The sequence below is a fragment of the [Clostridium] polysaccharolyticum genome, assembly GCF_900111595.1.
Classification (GTDB): Bacteria; Bacillota; Clostridia; order Lachnospirales; family Lachnospiraceae; genus Clostridium_AI; species Clostridium_AI polysaccharolyticum.
The window spans coordinates 148,577-165,989 of the sequence record NZ_FOHN01000005.1 but is presented as its reverse complement, the minus strand read 5'-3'; the positions used below and the strand labels follow the sequence as shown (position 1 = coordinate 165,989).

13 protein-coding genes are annotated in these 17,413 nt (G+C 37.4%); 10 read left to right on the top strand and 3 right to left on the bottom strand.

Annotated elements, in window-relative coordinates; genetic code table 11:
• Positions 1-86: 86 nt before the first annotated feature.
• The 5 genes from BMY85_RS04925 to queG all read left to right on the top strand — a co-directional run bounded on the left by BMY85_RS04925 (position 87) and on the right by queG (position 5,700).
• A complete protein-coding gene (locus tag BMY85_RS04925) occupies positions 87-1,061 on the top strand; it encodes an ABC transporter substrate-binding protein (RefSeq protein ID WP_242939675.1) in 975 nt (324 codons plus the stop codon).
• Positions 1,058-1,798: an ABC transporter permease gene (locus BMY85_RS04920; protein ID WP_092477072.1), complete on the top strand. Its 741-nt coding sequence runs from the start codon at positions 1,058-1,060 to the stop codon at positions 1,796-1,798. Before BMY85_RS04925 ends, BMY85_RS04920 begins: the two co-directional genes overlap by 4 nt.
• Before the next feature lie 15 nt (positions 1,799-1,813).
• Positions 1,814-2,587 (top strand): ABC transporter ATP-binding protein, encoded by a 774-nt coding sequence (locus tag BMY85_RS04915; protein WP_092477070.1) that lies wholly within the window; start codon positions 1,814-1,816, stop codon positions 2,585-2,587.
• A 23-nt stretch (positions 2,588-2,610) separates the two neighbouring features.
• On the top strand, positions 2,611-4,617 hold the full coding sequence (cooS, locus tag BMY85_RS04910) for an anaerobic carbon-monoxide dehydrogenase catalytic subunit (protein WP_092477068.1): 2,007 nt from the start codon (positions 2,611-2,613) through the stop codon (positions 4,615-4,617).
• A gap of 66 nt (positions 4,618-4,683) precedes the next feature.
• Positions 4,684-5,700, top strand: a complete 1,017-nt coding sequence (gene queG / locus BMY85_RS04905) for a tRNA epoxyqueuosine(34) reductase QueG (protein ID WP_092477066.1) — start codon at positions 4,684-4,686, stop codon at positions 5,698-5,700.
• 105 nt (positions 5,701-5,805) lie between these two features.
• Here queG and BMY85_RS04900 read toward each other — a convergent pair whose 3' ends face one another.
• The 3 genes from BMY85_RS04900 to pyrB are packed head-to-tail and all read right to left on the bottom strand — an operon-like array spanning position 5,806 to position 7,941.
• Positions 5,806-6,600, bottom strand: coding sequence for a M50 family metallopeptidase (locus BMY85_RS04900; protein ID WP_143066322.1), 795 nt, complete (start codon positions 6,598-6,600; stop codon positions 5,806-5,808).
• Between the two features lies 1 nt (position 6,601).
• Positions 6,602-7,024 carry an aspartate carbamoyltransferase regulatory subunit gene (locus BMY85_RS04895; RefSeq protein WP_092477062.1) on the bottom strand — a complete coding sequence of 141 codons (423 nt, stop codon included), beginning with the start codon at positions 7,022-7,024 and terminating at the stop codon, positions 6,602-6,604.
• Complete coding sequence (gene pyrB, locus BMY85_RS04890) at positions 7,018-7,941, bottom strand: aspartate carbamoyltransferase (RefSeq protein WP_092477060.1); 924 nt, start codon at positions 7,939-7,941, stop codon at positions 7,018-7,020. Before pyrB ends, BMY85_RS04895 begins: the two co-directional genes overlap by 7 nt.
• 352 nt (positions 7,942-8,293) lie before the next feature.
• Between pyrB and BMY85_RS15530 the strand changes: the two genes are divergently transcribed.
• From BMY85_RS15530 to BMY85_RS04865, 5 genes are all read left to right on the top strand, one after another.
• On the top strand, positions 8,294-8,629 hold the full coding sequence (locus BMY85_RS15530) for a hypothetical protein (RefSeq protein WP_092477059.1): 336 nt from the start codon (positions 8,294-8,296) through the stop codon (positions 8,627-8,629).
• Positions 8,572-9,483 carry a carbohydrate kinase family protein gene (locus BMY85_RS04880; protein ID WP_092477057.1) on the top strand — a complete coding sequence of 304 codons (912 nt, stop codon included), beginning with the start codon at positions 8,572-8,574 and terminating at the stop codon, positions 9,481-9,483. The genes BMY85_RS15530 and BMY85_RS04880 overlap by 58 nt, the downstream gene beginning before the upstream one ends.
• 90 nt (positions 9,484-9,573) lie before the next feature.
• Positions 9,574-10,935 carry a GH1 family beta-glucosidase gene (locus tag BMY85_RS04875; protein WP_092477055.1) on the top strand — a complete coding sequence of 454 codons (1,362 nt, stop codon included), beginning with the start codon at positions 9,574-9,576 and terminating at the stop codon, positions 10,933-10,935.
• Positions 10,936-11,231: 296 nt separating this feature from the next.
• Positions 11,232-12,536, top strand: coding sequence for a condensation domain-containing protein (locus BMY85_RS04870; protein WP_092477053.1), 1,305 nt, complete (start codon positions 11,232-11,234; stop codon positions 12,534-12,536).
• Positions 12,537-12,547: 11 nt separating this feature from the next.
• On the top strand, positions 12,548-17,410 hold the full coding sequence (locus BMY85_RS04865; RefSeq protein WP_092477051.1) for a type I polyketide synthase: 4,863 nt from the start codon (positions 12,548-12,550) through the stop codon (positions 17,408-17,410).
• The last annotated feature ends 3 nt before the right edge of the window (positions 17,411-17,413 follow it).

Sequence of the window (17,413 nt, the reverse complement as noted above, 5' to 3'; positions counted from 1 at the left end):
ATTTCCTATTGACAAAGTAGGAATACTAGAATATAATACCATCATAATTACCTACTAAATTAGTATGAAATAAGGGAAGTGAGTATGTGAAGCGAAAAGTAATACATATTTTAACAGGGGCTATGCTAGTGGCTGCGGGAGTGCTAGGAATTGCAGCAGCCAGTCACAAAGAAATAAGCCATATAGCAGCAGATACAAGACCAGTTGTCAAAATTGCCTATTTGCCAACTACACATAGCCTGGCTTTATTAGAACAGGCAAAATTAGAAAAAGAAAATCTCAATTATCATATAGAACTTGTGAAATACGGTACTTGGCCAGATTTATCTGATGCACTAAATTCCGGCCAAGTTGATGGAGCAGTAGAATTAACGGAACTTGCTATGAAAGCAAAGGCAAAAGGTATTCCTATAAAAGCAGTAGCACTTGGACATCGGGACGGCAATATTGTAGTAACTGACAAGTCCATCAAGTCAGCCAAAGAGCTGAAAGGAAAATCATTTGCCATTCCCAGTAAGCTGTCCTCCCATAATGTATTGTTAAAACTTCTGCTTGAGAAAAACGGCTTGCAGGAAAAGGACATTCACATTATTGAGTTATCGCCATCTGAAATGCCATTTGCTTTAGTAAGCGGGCAGATTGCAGGATACTGTGTGGCAGAACCATTTGGAGGAAAGGCAGTTCATGCAGATGTAGCCAATGTGCTGTATAAGTCCGAAGGATTATGGAAAGATTCCATATGCTGTGCGTTAGTATTTCAAGAAAATTTTCTGAAAAGGAAGATAGCCAATGAAGTGATTCAGGATTACATAGATGCAGGAAGTTATCTGGAGGAACATAAAAAGGAAGCAGTAGAAACAGGTGAAACTTATTTAAGTGTTGATAAAGAAGTATTGCAGGTATCTTTGCAATGGATTTCTTTTTTTGATTTAAAGCTTTCTAAGGAAGCATATGATACCTTGTGTGAAAGCCTGATTCAGTATGGGATTATGGAATCGCCACCATTGTATGAGGAGTTTGTTTCAGATTATGATAGTAAGGTAGGTGCAGATACACAATGAAAAAATTAGTACATATTTTCGTAAGTTTTGGAGTCCTTCTTGGGGGATGGCAACTGGTTGTCTCCCTTGGAAACTATAATGCAGCATTATTTCCAGGACCGGTGAAAGTGGCAAAAGGGATTGTAGAATTAATAAGAAAAGGAATTTTGTGGGAAGATATCAAAGATAGTCTGATACGTTTCTTTATCGGATATGTAACTGCTATTTTGTGTGGAGTAGTATTAGGTCTTCTACTAGGACTGCATAGGAAAGTGTGGGAGTTTATTAACCCGATTGTGCAGTTTCTAAGGCCAATTTCTCCTATTGCATGGCTTCCTTTTATTGTACTATGGTTTGGAATCGGAGAAATTCCGGCTATTGTGATTATTTTTATTGCGGGATTTTTCCCAATATTGATTTCAACCGTAACGGCTGTAAAAGGAGTAGATCCTGTATACATAAAAGTATCCAACAACTTCGGTTTATCCAAGTTTGAGAAGCTCTTTCAAGTGATTGTCCCTAGTGTTCTTCCTAATATTTTAACAGGAATTCATCTGGCACTTGGAACGGCATGGGTATTTCTTGTTGCTGGGGAGATGGTTGGCGCACAGTCTGGACTGGGCTATCTAATCATTGATGCAAGAAACAATTTAAGAATGGATCTGCTTCTTGGGGCTATGGTGACCATTGGAGCAATAGGCATTTTATTGGATTTTCTGATTGGATTGCTGGAAAAATGCGTGGTCCGCACATTTTAGAAAGGGGAGGTTATCATGTATATTAAAATAGAGGACGTATCAAAAGTGTATGAAAATAGTGATGGCAGTACCTTTCAGGCTTTGAATCACGTAAATCTGGAAATTGAAAGAGGGGAATTTATCTGCCTTCTGGGAGCTAGTGGATGTGGAAAGACTACGCTGTTAAATACATTGGCAGGTTTTGAGAAAGTCACAAGTGGAAGAATTACCATTGATGGCAAGGAAATAGAAAAGCCGGATATTCAGAATATCACCATATTTCAAAATTATGGACTGCTTCCTTGGAGGACAGTGGAAAAAAATGTGGAACTAGGATTGGAAGCAAAAAAAATTCCCAAAAAACAAAGATATGATATTGCAATGAAATATATTGAAATGGTAGGATTAGAGAGGTTTCATAAAAGTTATCCAAGACAGCTTTCAGGGGGAATGCAGCAGAGGGTAGCCATTGCCAGAGCACTTGCTGTTGATCCGGAAATTATTTTTATGGATGAACCTTTAGGGGCATTGGATGCTATTACGAGAATGAAGATGCAGGAAGAGATACTAAAAATCCAGAAGGAGCAGAAGAAGACAGTTATATTTGTAACCCATGATATTGAAGAGGCGGTTTTCTTAGCAGACAGGATTGTAATTATGACACCAAATCCAGCAAAGGTAAAATCCGTAATGACAGTGCCACTAGGTTCCCAACGTGACCGGACCAGTCTGGATTTTATTAAAGTAAGGAATCAGGTATTTGAAGCCTTTGAAATGAAACCAAGTGATACGACAGAATATTACATATAGGAAAGAGCTAATGGAGGGAAATCATGAGCGAACACGAACATAGTCATATTTATATTGATGCAGAGGGAAAGGAACACGTACATACTCATACACATGGAGGAATTCACGATTATACACAGGCGGTAAATGAATACCGTAAGACATTTCCAAGCAAACAGGATGTGCTAGACAAAACCCCTGATCCAGCAGTCAGGGAAATGCTTCTTCGCATGGAGCAGCTAGGGTTTGATACTACTTTTGACCGTTTTGATCAGCAGAAACCTCAGTGTACTTTTGGACTGGCAGGGGTATGTTGTAAGATATGCAATATGGGACCTTGCCGAATTACGCCAAAAAGTCCTAAGGGAGTTTGTGGGGCAGATGTAGATCTTGTTGTTGCGAGAAATTTACTTCGTGGAGTTGCAGCAGGTGTAGCACAACATGGTATTCATGCAAGAGAAGTAATGCTTGCTTTAAAATATGCAGCAGAAGGAAAATTAAATATTCCGATTGAGAATAAGCAAAAGGTTTTAGATACTGCCAAAGCATTTGGAATTGAGACAGAGAACAGAGAGTTTAAAGAGGTTGCAATTGAACTTGCAGATGCTTTGTTAGAAGATTTATCTAGAACCGTACCATCGGAGTATAAAACCATAACTGCATGTGCGCCAGAAGAAAGACAAGAAGTATGGAAAAAATTAGATGTCCTTCCAATTAGTGCGTATCATGAAGTTTTTGAATCCTATCATAGAACAGGATGTGCAACGGATGGAGACTGGAAAAATGTCATGCAGCAGTTTTTACGCTGTGGCCTTGCATTTGTATTTAGTGGTGTAGTTGGAACTGGAATAGCTACAGATAGTTTGTTTGGAGTTGGACATCGCATGACTTCCAAAGTAAATATTGGAGCTTTAAAAAAAGGATATGTCAACATTGCAGTTCATGGACATAATCCACTTCTTGTAAGCCGAATTGTAAAAGCAGGACAGAGTGAAAAGTTTATCGAACTGGCAAAGGAAAGAGGAGCGAAAGGAATTCAGTTTTATGGTATCTGCTGTTCTGGCTTGTCTGCTATGTACCGTTATGACGGCGTTATTCCACTATGCAATGCTGTTGGTGCAGAAATGGTTTTAGGAACTGGTGCACTGGATTTATGGGTAGCAGATGTGCAGGAAGTATTTCCGTCTATTATGGATGTTGCAGAGTGCTTTAAAACAGTTGTAGTAACAACCAGTGATTCTGCTAGACTGCCAAGAGCGGAACACTATGCTTTTGACCATCATCATTCCAATATAGCGGATGTGGATATTTTGGCAGAGAAAATTGTAAATCGTGCCATTGAGGCATTTGAAGCACGAAAAGAGATTCCAGTCTTTATTCCACCATATGAGATTACCGCTGAAGTTGGATTTTCAGTGGAATATATAAAGGAACGGTTTGGAGGAATGGAGCCACTTGCAAAAGCACTGGAAAGTGGAGAGATTTTTGGTATTTTAAATCTGGTTGGCTGTAACAATCCAAAAGTAGTATTTGAACGTGCTATTGTGGACGTTGCAGATATTATGTTAGAAAATAACGTGCTGATATTAACCAATGGCTGTGCCTCCTTCCCTCTTTTGAAACTGGGATATTGCCAGAACGAAGCGAGAGAGAGATGTGGAGACGGGCTAAAGCATTTTCTTGGAGAAGATCTGCCTCCTGTCTGGCATATGGGAGAGTGTATTGACAATGCAAGAGCCAGTGGAGTATTTGGAGGAGTGGCTGGTGTATTAGGGAAGAAAATGATGGAGCTGCCATATGCTATGTCTAGTCCAGAATGGGGCAATGAAAAAGGAATTGGTGCGGCATTAGCCTTCCGTATGAATGGAATCAGTTCTTATCACTGTGTAGAAGCACAGGTATATGGATCAGAAAAGGTCATGAAGTTTTTGAAAGAAGATACACAGGAATTATTAGGTGCAGTTATGAACGTAAATACCGATCCAAAAGAACTGGCACAGATGATTTTAAAGGATATGCGAAAGAAACGTGATGAACTTGGATGGAAATAGTACCACTTTTCATCTTGCTTATTCTATGATATGATAAGTAGGAAAAAATGCAGTGGAGCAGTCATCATGAAACAGAAAATAATTGAATTTTGCCAGTCTTTGGGACTGGACACGATTGGCATGATACCCTGCAGGCGTTTTGAGGAACTGCAGGGTTTTTTAATGGAACGGCAGAAGAAGAATCTGCAGAATGAATTTGAAGAATCGGATATGGAAAAACGAATCAATCCTATGCATTATATGGAGAATGGAAAAACGATTCTTTCCATAGCATTTCCCTATTATTATGAAGGGGAGGATTCTTGCTGGCAGTCTGATTCCAACGGTTTTTCTATCTATACCAGACGTCTGGATTATCATAGAGTAGTAAGAGGATATTTAGATAAAATCTGTGCATTTATTGAGAGTCAGGGGGGCAATGCCATTCCATTGGTAGACAGCAACACTTTGCCGGAGCGTTATATTGCTTATCTGGCGGGAGTCGGATTTATTGGGCGTAACAACATGATTATTACAGAAAAATATGGTTCCTATGTTTTCTTGGGAGAAATCATAACAGATTTAGAGCTTGCAAGCAGTGACAAACGCCATTTTGAACAGATTGGGGATTATGTGGAATGTGGGGAGTGCAGAATCTGTTATGGAGAATGTCCTAGCAAATCCATCAATGCCCATAAAATTACCCCAAATATCTGTTTGTCTTATATTACTCAGAAAAAGGAAATTAGTGAACAAGAGATGTCTCTTTTGAAAGGAAATGTATTTGGCTGTGATTTTTGCCAGCTGAAATGTCCTTATAACCTAAGGGCAGAGCAAAGCAGGGTGAAGGAATTTGCACAGCTTGCTTATATGAATGGTGAAATGGCAGAGTTTGCAGCAATGGACAACAAATTTTTTAAAGAAAAGGTAAGCATGACTTCCTGTGGCTGGCGAGGAAAAAATGTAATTAAACGAAATGCACTGATACATCTGGCAGACAAAGGGGAAGATATCACAAAATACAAAGGAGATTCTGCCTATATTAACGGGTATATTGAACAGCTGACGAATAAAGGCATAAAGAAAAAGCAGAGGTTTCAATAAGGAAAATACCACTGCTTTTTCTTTGGCCAGATATAAGGGCAGCTATTGGCTATTTCATGTTCTGAAAAATTAAAAATCATACTGGTGCTCCAATAAACAGCCATATTATAATAAATAACGTACGATATGGCCCAATATCCAGTGAATCAGGTTGAAAACCAGACTAAAGCAAAGGACACATATGAGAAGGGAAGAGGTTTTTGCTAACCCATGAATGACAGCTAAAGCAGCAGATGGAAAAAAGGAAAGGATATAACCTCCTGCTGCAAGAACAAGTGCCATTGCAAGAAATCCGCTGCCAGCATTTTTAACATCTTCGCTAGATAAAATACATTCATTGGCAATGGGAACCGCCAGAAACAAAAAGACATAGAACTGCCATTTTTCTAGCATTTGAAAATGAAAAGCACTTAAAAATTCCTGAATGATGTTTCCTATGGTTCTTAAAATCGTATCTGTGGAAAGAATTTCTGGTTTTTGAAATACCATATACATTGCAGAAAACAGATCAGGCATAAGTACATACATAAGCAGCATAATAACAAAAGGACAAAACACCATAGGACCAATGCCGCTAAAGAAGCGGGAAATGCTTCCTAATAAGCCATTGCGTGGCGTGAATTCCACATATCCGCCGCCACTTCGACGTAATCTGGAACTGATTTTGGGAAATAACCGGATACGGTGAATCTTAGATCCTGTTAAGGCTGCAAAAATCAGATGGCCTAGTTCATGTACTGGGGTACCGATAAATCGAGGCAAAAAAGCGTAAGTACCAAACTTGGTACCAAGATTATTCCAGCCGCTTTTTACAAGAAAGGAAAAAACAAAACCAAATCCAATTAAAAGCGCCAATATAAGTCCAATGTAAAAACAATAGGAGATAAAATATTCGTTCATATTACCCACGGAAAGACTGTTCACAGTAAATACAGCGGTAAATGCCTTTTTCCTTATTGGTAAGCTTAAAGCGATGTGGCAGTTCCTGTTCAATGGAAGTGATACATCTGGGATTTTTGCATTTGATAATATTGGTAACTTCCAATGGAAGATTTAAATGGCGTTTCTCTATGATATGCCCGTCTTCGATTATGTTAATGGTAATATTGGGATCCAGAACACCAAGCTTATCTAAATCAACAGCAATCGGACCTTCAATTTTAATCATATCTTTCTTGCCCATGCAGTTGCTTTTTGCATTTTTTATAATAGCAACGGAACAGTCTAACTGTTCCAGATTCAGGTAATTATAGATTTCCATACTTCTTCCAGCCTGAATATGATCAATTACGACACCTGAGTTTAACCCGCTAATATTTAACATGTTTCATTTTCCTCCAATAATTTTTTTATTAAAGCCATACGAATGTAAACTCCATACTGTGCCTGCTTGAAATACACTGCTCTTGGATCATTATCAACTTCTACAGAGATTTCATTGACACGAGGGAGTGGATGGAGAACAAGCATATCCTTTTTGGCATAAGTCATTTTCTTTTTATCTAAAATGTAGCTGTCTTTTAAACGAATATAATCTTCTTCGTTAAAAAAACGTTCTTTCTGGACACGAGTCATATAAAGAAGGTCTAATTTTGGAAGAGCTTCTTCTAAATTACGGGTTTCTTCATAAGGAATATTCTGTGCATCCAGCACTTCTTCACGAAGGTATTCAGGAATACGAAGTTCATAAGGAGAAATCATAATAAATCTGACATTTGGGTAGCGGACCATAGCATTAAGTAAGGAATGAACAGTACGGCCAAATTTTAAATCCCCACAGAAACCGATAGTTAAGTTATCAAGCCTTCCTTTTAAATTTTTTATTGTAAGCAGATCCGTTAATGTCTGGGTTGGATGGTTATGTCCCCCATCACCCGCATTTATAACGGGAATAGAAGCATATTGTGCGGCTACGTAAGGGGCACCTTCTTTGGGATGGCGCATGGCACAAATGTCAGCATAGCAGGAAATGACACGAATAGTATCTGCTACACTTTCACCTTTGGCAGCAGAACTGGAGTCAGCAGAAGAAAAACCAAGTACACTCCCTCCCATGTTAAGCATTGCAGCTTCAAAACTTAGGCGGGTTCTTGTACTTGGTTCATAAAATAAAGTTGCTAATTTTTTCCCTTTACATGCATCTGAAAATCGTTTCGGATTAGCAACAATTTCTTCAGCAGTTTCCAATAAATCGTTAAGCTCTTCTAGAGATAAATCCAATGGACTTATAATATGTTTCATAAATACCTCCAATGTTATGTTCAGACACTTTGTTATCTTTTTATCCGTATCATTTTAATACAGACTGGCATGAATTGCAAGCCAAGAAAGAAAAAATAAAAAAATCAGGTTGTATTTTATAGGAAGATAGTGTAGAGTGAGGAATTGGAAGGGAAAATATAAATTAGAAAAATGAATTCTTGGTATATACATACATGGGAGGCAATTTCGTTAAATGTGAGCGTATCAGCATCATCCACTGAGGAAACTTCACTGAGTATTAGTCCAAGTAGTGAATCGGATTCATGGAAACTATACTCCTATGTAAATTTTACGGATTCTACATTTAAATAGAGCAAGGAGTGGAAAATAAATGAAAAAGAGAAAAAGCATGGTTTTACTGATACTAATACTATGTGTGGGAATATACATTTATAATAGTTCTTTGACAACTAAGGGAATTGCAGTCAAGAATTTGAGACAGTATTGTAAAAAACATAGTTCTTGCAGTGCTAAAGATTATTTTATAGAACACATTGCTAATTATTATTTTGCAGTATCTACCAATGGGGTGCGAGACAAATCAGATGAATTGATGATTTTAAGCCAATGTAAAAATAGAAACATTTATAAAAGGAAAGGAAGAATGTTATGCAGGATTATATTTATTTATATGGCCAGATACTTACAACTAGAAGTTATGTGTTAAAAGGTCCATTTCCAAAGGAAGACGGAAGTGGAACCATAGATCAGGCATATTTTCATGTAGGAGGAGAAACTGGAACAGCTGCTTCGGTGCTTGCATCGTTAGGATGCAAGCTGAAAATAGGCGGAACTCATATGGGGACGGAAAATGCAGATATAATCCGAACGTATTTTACGGAGAAAAAAGTGGATATAGAAGAACTGGTATACAATCCGCAGTTTCGTGGAGTAATTGATCTTGTGTTTATTAGCGGCAATAAAAGGACCAGTTTTGGGGAATGGGAAAAACTTTATTCCAGAGAGGATGCATGGTATGAACCAATAAAGGAAGAGTCTGTAGCAAACAGCATATGCGTAGGTTTTGATCCATACCTAGATGCAGCAGATACAAGGGTAATTGAATACTGCAAAAAGTATGGAAAACCATATGCAACCATTGACTGCCATTTTGACAGTGACTATAACAGACATTGTGCAATCAATGCCATATCCCATCAGTTTATAGAAGAACAATATGGAGAAAATGCAGATTTATATGAAATTCACAAAAGATATACGGAAAAGAGTGATGGACTTATTATTATTACTTGTGGAGAAAAGGAAATCCTGTATGGAAGAAAGGGACAGGAGATAAAAAGATTCCAGCCATTTCAGGTAGAAGTAAAAAGCACTTTAGGTGCTGGAGACAGTTTTAAGGCAGGAACTATTTATGGGCTTTCTAAGCAAATGACAGATGATGAAATTGTGTGTTATGCCAGTGGAGTAGCAGGAGTTGCCTGCACAAAATATCCAATATGTTACAATCCTCCTAAATTAGAGGAAGTAAGAGAATTGATAAGGACAAATAAATTGCAATAACACAAAAATAAAATAATATTTTCCATATCTTTTTTTTATAAAATTATGTATAGTAAGTATGCGTAAGAAAATAAGAAAGGTAGTGGCAATATGAGTTTTAAAAAGGAATTTGCCTGGGGAGCCGCAACAGCATCATTTCAGATTGAAGGGGCAATAACGGAAGACGGAAAAGGATTATCTGTATGGGATGTATTAAGCCATAAAAAAGGATTTGTAGAAGATAACCACACAGGGGATGTGGCATGTGATCATTATCATAGATTCAAAGAAGATGTTCAGCTTATGAAACAGATGGGATTAAAAGCATACCGTTTTTCAGTCAGCTGGCCTAGAGTGCTGCCAAATGGCATTGGAAAAGTCAATGAAAAGGGGCTTGGCTTTTATGATCAGTTAGTAGATGAATTATTAGCAAATGGCATTGAGCCTTATGTAACGTTATTTCACTGGGATTTTCCAAATGAATTATTCCTTCGGGGAGATTTTTTGAATCCAGACAGTTCCGACTGGTTTGCAGAATATACCAAAGTAGTTGTGGAACGTTTATCGGACAGGGTTACAAACTGGATGACCTTAAATGAACCTCAGTGTTATGCAATTTTAGGCCATGAAGTAGGACAGCATGCACCAGGATTGTCTATGGCACAGCCATATGTATTGCAGGTTATACATAATATGCTGTTAGCACATGGAAAAGCTGTGCAGGTTATACGTAAATATGCGAAAAAGAAACCGGTGATTGGCTATGCTCCAGTATTTGGATATATTGCACCAAGAACAGACTCTAAAGAAGATATTTGCCTGGCTAAAGAGGCAATGTTTCGCTGTACAGAAGAAGCTGGCTTTGGTTTTTCAGAACCTTGGTGGAATACTCCTATCTATAAAGGTCATTATCCAGAAGATGGATTAAAGCTCTGGGGACAGTGGCTTCCTAAAATCGGGCAGGATGATATGAAGACGATCTGCCAGCCGCTTGATTTCTTTGGATTTAATTTCTACCGCAGTGCAGTAACTGCAGGCTATCAAGATGGAAAACCGGATTTGGGAGTTGTTCATAAAGTAGGACATCCTCAGACAGCCTTTGACTGGGAAGTGACACCAGAGGGATTTTATCACGTTGTGAAAGCATTATACGAACGTTATGAGCTTCCATTATGCATAACAGAAAATGGCCTGGCGAATCAGGACTGGGTAAGTCTGGATGGAAAAGTACACGACCCTCAGAGAATCGATTTCTTGCACCGTTATCTGAAATCTTTGAAAAAAGCGGCATCAGAAGGTGTTGATGTAATGGGATATATGCACTGGTCTCTTATGGATAATTTTGAATGGGCATCTGGTTATAACAAAAGATTCGGTTTAATATATGTAGACTATGAAACCCAGAACAGGATTTTAAAAGATTCCGCATACTGGTATAAGACTGTAATCGAAACAAACGGGGAGTGTTTATAGAAATGTTATTATAAGTTTTGGGAAACTGCTAATCCCTTCAGCATCTGTCATTGGATACTGAGGGGACTTTTTTTTATCCTCTATTTCAAAAGGTACATCTGTCAGGGCTTTTGTCTTAGAATTCTGCTCTGGATATTGTTTCATAAAATTTTTTACATTTGAAAATTTGATTTTGTAGTTTTTTCGATGTATAAGAAGTATTTTGATGTTGAAAGCAGATATTTGAAAGTTTATAATGTAAGATATAAGCGATAAAAAAAGAATAATGTAGAATACGAAATGGAGAGGATGACTATATGGAAACAGATAGAAAAAAATCCAATGGGATCTTTCAATATCCATTATCGGATTTAGCAAATACTATCATGAAAACAGACATGGATTACGAGAAGGAGCCAGATGGTATGTGGAATCTCTGTATTGCACTGAAGCTAACCGGAATGGTGGATATTGAAAAGGTTAAATCCAGTATGCAGTCTATTGTGAAGGAAAATGATGCACTGCATTCAAATATCTGCAAAGTGCGAAATTCCTATTATATTAAGATATTAGATACTTACCATTTTGAAGTCCAGATAGAACAAGCAGATTCAATGGAAGCTGCCAGACAAAAATGCAGTGAATATGCGGCAATTCATATAGATGTATTTCACAATTTGCCCATAGAAGCTACGCTGTTTTGTATTAACTCTGCTGAAAATTTACTTTTTATTAAAACACATCATGTCATATCAGACGCTACATCCTTGTTACTTATTAAAAAGGGCTTTCAAACACACTATTTTAATCAAATGAAAGACATTACAGGAACTCATGGTTCTTACAAGAACTTTATGGAGGCAGAAATAGAATTTGCACAGTCAGATAAAGCAAAGAAACAGGAAATCTATTGGGAAGAAGAATGTAAGAATTATAAGCCAATTGTTTTTCCTGTTGATTATTCAAAGAAAAATGGTTTTTCTCATTTTCTTTCTCGTTATACTCTGGATGCAAAAGAGCTTCAAAGGGTTGCAAAACAGGAGAAAACCAGTGTATTTAATGTTGTATTAACGATAATCCAAATGGCATTTGCAAAAGTGAATCATGTTTGGGACTCTATGATTTACTATCTATATGAAAACAGAATGGACAAAGAGTACATGGAAACTATTGGATGCCTAACAAGAGCCATTCCAAATCGCTATCAGTTTCAAAAAGACGAAACAATAGGTTCTATACATAAGAAAATGCGTTCTTGTATTGCAAAAGGATTTAATAACCGAGATAAGAGTATGAAGTATGGCTACTTTTTAAGTGATTATGTTATTTCCTATCAGACAATAAAAGGACAGGAACAGGAATCTGTGTCCAGTGCAATGGAACTAAGTCCTGTGTTTGTTGTAAGAAGGTTTGAGTGGATGTTTCTTATGATTACAGAAACTGAGGATACCATATCGGTATTCCACGTATGCGATTTAAGAAAGTTTGGACCAGATTATTTAGAGTGCCTGAAAAATGCCAGTTTAGAAGCTGCGGATTTTATCTGCAATAACCCTGAACAAAGTTTTGGAGATTATATGGAATCCAAGAAACATGAGGAAGAAGACATTATTTTGATTTAAGAAAGGTGAAAATGATGGAAAATAAGTGGATATTTCAAAGTAAGGGCAAAGCAGAGGATGGATATAAACTATTTTGTATTCCTTATGCTGGGGCAGGTGCGTCTGTATATCGAACATGGCAATCTTTATTTGGAAATGAAATAAAAGTTGTTCCAATACAATTGCCAGGACGAGAAAACCGGTTTGGCGAGAAATTAGTAGATGATGCCAAAGAATTAGCAAGTCAGATTTTTGAAGGGATCAAAGAAAAACTGGCAGGCAGGTTCTCCATTTTTGGGCATAGTATGGGAGGAATAATTGCTTACGAACTGACTGTTTTAATAGAAGAAAAGTTAGGAATATCTCCAGACATATTATTTATGTCTGCTACTGCCTTGCAGCCAGAACTGGCAGAAAAGCATGTAAGCAGATTAAGTGATGAACAGCTTATTAAGTATTTGACAAGAGCTGGTGGAACAGTAGGAGAATTAATAGGAAATGAGAATTTCCGACAGGTTTATTTTCCAATCATTCGAAATGATTATTGTTTAGTTGAACAGTATAAGAGTGAGCAAAAGAAGATTAAAGCAAAGATTCGGGCATTTGCAAGCTATGAAGATAGAGAGATTTCGTATCTGGAAACTCAGACTTTAAATACTGTGACAGATAATTTTTCTATCTCTTATCTAGATGGCGGGCACTTTTTTATACAAACCTCTCCAGATATTCTTGCAAGCAGAATTACAGAAGAAATCAATTTTATATGGAAAGAACCAGACAACAAGGAAAACCGGGACATTGCAATAATAGGTATGGATGGCATATTTCCTATGGCTCAGAACATTGGAGAGTTCTGGGATAATATGTTACAAGGGAAGGACTGCATTACTAGAAGACCTTCAGCAGAAACAGATGAAACAGTAAAGTATGCGTATGGTGCAATAGCAGAACCGTTTTGCTTTGATAATGAATTTTTTCATATTAATCCTGTGGAAGCCAATGACATATCACCTCAAGAACGGCTTCTGCTTGAAGTATCTTATAAAGCATTGGAGGATGCAGGATGTGTTCCTAACGAGTTTAAAGGAAAAATTGGAATTGTGTGTGGTGCTCCAGAAAATGACTATCGCAATCGTATTATGCTGGCAACTCAGGCAGAAGATGAGTTGTCTTGTATCCAGTTTAGTGATTCTAGTCTAGTAACACGAGTATCTTATAAACTGAATTTAACAGGTCCATGTCTTTACCTGCTCACTGCATGTGCAACTTCTTTGACTGCTGTTCATATGGCTTGTAACCTTCTAAGAAACGGAGAAGCAGATGTAATGTTAGCAGGTGGATCTAATGTATATCCGAATCAGGACATATATGGTGTAGTTGATGGGTTGTTGTCAAGAGATGGTGTCGTTAGAGCATTCGATAAAGATGGTTCTGGTACGGTTCCTGGAAATGGTGTTGCTATGGTGGTATTAAAGCGGTTAGAAGATGCAAAAGAAGACAAAGATCATATCTATGCTGTAATCAAAGGAAGTGCAATTGGTAATGATGGCAATCGAAAGGTCGGATTTACAGCACCAAGTCTTTTAGGACAGATAGAGGTTTTAGAAGGGGCGTTATCAGATTCAGGTGTACAAAAAGATCAAATGGATTTTATCGAAACTCATGGAACGGCAACGCCATTAGGTGATGCTGTAGAGTTAAGTGCATTAAAAGCAGTTTATGAAGATGCAGAATTAGAGAAACCTATTTTACTTGGAGCATTAAAAAGTAATTATGGACACTTGAATATGGTTGCAGGTATTGCAGGACTTATAAAGGGAGCACTGGTTTTGCAGCATGGAATCGTCCCACCAGGGATTAATATAGCAGAAAGAAATGAGGAACTTAAAAATTCTTCCATTCTGGAAATTGCAGACCATCCAGTAATCTTAAAAAAGGAAGGCCGTTTATTGCATGGGGCGATAAGTTCTTTTGGAATGGGAGGGGTCAATGCAAATGTAATTTTAGAAGAGTATAGAGGTACAAATAAGCCAGAAAACAAGTTGCCGGTTTTGTTATGTGTAACTGGAAAAAGTCTATCCGCTCTGGAACGTAATACAGAAAGTTTAGAAGAATTTTTGGAAAACCAGCAGAATTCTTTGGGGAAAGCATCATATACAGCACTTTGTGCCAGAGCACATTATAAGCATAGACGATATCTGGTTGCATCAGAACAAGGAGAGATTCTGTATAAGTCGACTCCATATTACATAAAGAAATCTATGATAAAAAAGAGAATCGTATTTATGTTTCCTGGTATGGGTTCAGACTATGAAAGTATGGGGCTTGATATGTTTGGAAAAAGTACTATTTTTCAAAAGTTCTATACGCAGTGCAGGGATATTGTATTAACAATTACGGATGGTGAGGTCGATCTTTTTGTATCCCAGTATCCGTCACATCACGCACTAAATATCGTATCGGTCAGCTACTGTATTGCAAAAACATTAGAGATGCTCGGAATAAAACCAGATTTACTCATTGGGCATAGTTTGGGCGAGTATGCAATGGCAATGTATAATGGAATATTTTCTTTGGAAGAGGGATTAAAACTAGTCTATATAAGAAATGAAATGATTCAGACTGTGGAAAATGGAATGATGATAGGGGTAAATTGCAGCAGGGAAAAGCTGCAAGCTATATTGCCGCCAGCTTGTACCATTGCAGTTCATAATACAAAGGATAGATATACCTTAAGTTTTTTGGAGGTTCATGGAAATGAGATTATGGAAGCATTAGACCAGGCTGAGATTTCCTATAAAGTACTAAATGTGCAGAAACCATATCATACCAAACACCTTAGAAAGATTGAAACAGAATACTTAAGGATTCTGAATGGTGTACAGTTTTGTACTGGAAATTACAATATGGTATCCACTTATTATGGAAGAAAGATTGAAAAAAATGAGATATCACATTCAGATTACTGGATTGCCCAGATGAGTGGAATGGTAGAGTTTTACCAAGGCTATCAAGAAGTATTAAAGGAAGAAGCACTTTATGATAAAACATTTTGCATAGAAGTGGGAGGAAATCATGTTTTAACTAATCTTGTAAAGCAAATGACTATGGATATGGAAAAAACAGTTGTCATACCTGCACTGGGTGGACAAAGATATGACAAAGAGGAATATTTAAGCTTCTTGGAAATGGCAGGAGAGTTATGGAAATGCGGTATAAAATTTGAGTATTCAGACATGTTTTTGGATGAAGATAAAGAAAAAATAAGTTTGCCGTCGTATTCTTTTGAAAAACACTATTTTAATAAATTAGGCCAGTATTATCCATTAAAATCAGCTATTTCCATTGAATCAGAGAATTGGGATTCCTTTAAAAAAATGGATGAAAAGATGGATTTGCAGGAAGGTGTCAAATTAATTGGAGAATATGATGGATTACAACAGACATTTGATGACTTATGTGTTTACGAAGCAGCCGCTTACTTTACTAGAAAACAAGTAAAAGTAAATGTTGCATATTCCATTGAAGATCTGATACAAATGTTTGAAATAATTGAAGGATATATTCCATTTTTCCGTTTTCTCCTTAGAGTACTGGAAAAAAGAAAAGCTGTAGAATTAGAAGAAACAAAGGTTACATTTCATCAGGAGATTTATGATATCTGTAAGGAAAATATTTTGCAAGAAGCAAAAGGAAAATTTCCACAGTTTGAGGCTTATATGGAATTGTTATCCGATTGTGCCAGCTGTTACAAGGAAGTATTTACTGGGCAAAAGCAAGGAAATGAAATACTGTATCCAGAAGGTTCTTTTGACATGTTAGAACAGGTTTATCAAAGAACACCAAATACTACCATGAAAGATTTGTACCGAGATGAGACCGTTGAAATCGTTAAACAGATTGCAGAGTCTACGAATGGTACGCTTCGAATACTGGAAATTGGTTCGGGAACAGGAAGAATGACCTGGCCATTAATGGAACAGTTAAAAGAACAAGATGTAGAATACTGGTTTACGGATATTGGAGGCAGCTTTGTAAATGAGGGAAAAAGGAAGGCAGAAGAGAAAAAGTTCAGGAATATGAACTTTACTGTATTAAATATTGAAAGCGGAGAAAGTGAAGTTCCACTTGGCGAAGGGTATTTTGATATCGTGTTAGGTTTAGATGTCATACAGGCAACCTCTAATATTGTGGAGGTACTTGAAAATCTAAAGGATTTCCTAAAGCCGCTAGGATGGATTTTTATGGTGCAGTCTTTTTGGCTTCATGACATAGAACAGATGATTTTTGGCTACTCACCTGGATGGTGGAATTATGTAAACGACCCTTTGCGAAAGGATACTAGTTTTGTGCTGGACGAGGAGGGCTGGAAGAATGCTTTTGTAAAAGCGGGACTATATAATGTGCGTACTCTTAGCGGAGGCAGCAGTGGATTACGAAGAGAAAGTGGTATTATATTCGGCATGAAAGAGGGCAAAAGAAGTCCAGCTTATTCTCATAGAACGAAACGAATACGTACAGACCAGGAACAGAAAAAAGATTACAGCAATAGAGAGGGAGCACAAGGAAAAACTGAGGTAAGCAAAGATCCTATATTGGAACAGTTTATGGCGATTATTTATGAGACCATTGGAAAGGAAGGGCTTACTGCCAATGATAGTCTTTCTGATATTGGAGTGGATTCTTTAGCTATATTGATTGTTCGTTCCAAAATAAAAAAACAGTTTCAATGTGAACTGCTGGTGAAAGATTTCTACGAGTGCAAAACCATAGGTGAGTTAGCAGAGAAAATCAAATCCCACTCAATGCAGGAAGAAGTAACGGAACAAAAACCAGATAAAGAGAAAAAGAATTTAGGTGATTTATTTGACTTGATACTTGGTGAAAAGGATTAGGGA